At 49.7% G+C, this 1,282-nt stretch carries 2 protein-coding genes; both read right to left on the reverse strand.

Annotation, left to right across the window (positions count from 1 at the left end; translation table 11 throughout):
* The coding region (locus B5F88_RS19555; RefSeq protein WP_162612263.1) for a tape measure protein at positions 1-709 on the reverse strand (709 nt) is incomplete at its 3' end.
* Positions 710-815: 106 nt separating this feature from the next.
* Positions 816-1,139, reverse strand: coding sequence for a hypothetical protein (locus tag B5F88_RS19560; protein WP_087937060.1), 324 nt, complete (start codon positions 1,137-1,139; stop codon positions 816-818).
* Between the last annotated feature and the right edge of the window lie 143 nt (positions 1,140-1,282).

The raw sequence follows: 1,282 nt of genomic DNA on the forward strand, positions 1-1,282 counted from the left end.
CGAGCTGATTCACGCTTTCAAGTAGTGGCATGACTGCTTGAATTGCGAGATTTTTCATCTGATTCCATTGCTGTGCCCAGGTCATAGGCATTTCCGCAAATTTGGCGTTCGTCTCCTCCGCAAATTCAAACATGGCGTTCTTTACGATAGCGGCAGTCACTTGCCCCTCAGAGGCCAGCTCTCTCAACTCTCCGGTAGTCACGCCCATGTAGTTGGCGATGGTCTGCGCAATCATGGGCGTATTCTCCAGCACGGAGTTCAGTTCCTCGCCGCGTAATGCGCCGGAAGCAAGGCCCTGGGTGAGCTGGAGCATGGCTGCCTGGGCCTGTTGTCCGGCGGTTCCAGAAATTGCGATTTGCTTGTTGATCTGCTCGGCAAATGCTACGACCTCCGCACTGCTGGAAAATGCATGCCCGGCCAGATTACCTAATTGGGCCACAAATGCTGCAGTATCCGCATAAGCCCCTCTGGATCGCTGGGCAGAATCAAAAATCATTTGGTTGAGTTCTTCGGTGGTCTGCAACCCGTCATTCATCATATCCAGCCGTGCGGTGTTGGAGGCAATGGTGTCTGACAGGTTAAACAGAGACTGCATCCCCCGAATGCTGAGATAGGTCCCAGCCAAATTGCGGATGGAGCTTGTCAGCTCTGAGGTGGCTGACACTGTGATCCGCTGGCTTCTTCCCAGATCATCAATGATCTGCTGCATCCGCCTGGTGGACTCAGAGGCATTTTCTACCGCTCGGATATACCGGGTAAAAGCCTCAGTAAAGCGGTCCTCCAATATGAAAGTCTCACGTATTACGCCCATTGTTTCACCTTCTCTCCGCCTGGATAAGAACCGGGACATAGTTCAAAAGACATAATTTGTCCACGTCCCGAAAGGCCGGAGGCATCGGTACTTTACTCATACCTGTCCTGAACATGTGTATTTTCCCCTCTGCCACCAGCTCCATAAACGCCCGGCTCGCTTTCCTGTTCCATCCATTCCATACAACAAGCTTTGACTGGCTCAATCCAATGCCTGTATCGCCTTTGTAATTCATGCCGCAGGAATCGAAAAAGCGTTCAATATCGCAGAAAGTAACCTGCTCATGCTTCTGTATAAACTCCAGCAATTTATCCTTCTGTACTCGCATTATTGCACCTCCTCTTTGCTGCTTATTATTTCAGCTAGGGCTTGTTTGAAAAATAAAAGTTGCACAAAAGGAGCAGATATGCGAAACTAGAGGTATGAAATGCTATGAATTAACAACAGAACAATGGGAACGTGTCAAACCTC

Origin of the sequence: Flavonifractor sp. An306, from assembly GCF_002159455.1 — a bacterium.
Taxonomy (GTDB): domain Bacteria; phylum Bacillota; class Clostridia; order Oscillospirales; family Oscillospiraceae; genus Flavonifractor.

What these genes read in the sequence shown, in the direction of transcription:
- B5F88_RS19560 (WP_087937060.1), bottom strand. Translation starts at nt 1,139, where the DNA reads ATGCGAGTACAGAAGGATAAATTGCTGGAGTTTATACAGAAGCATGAG.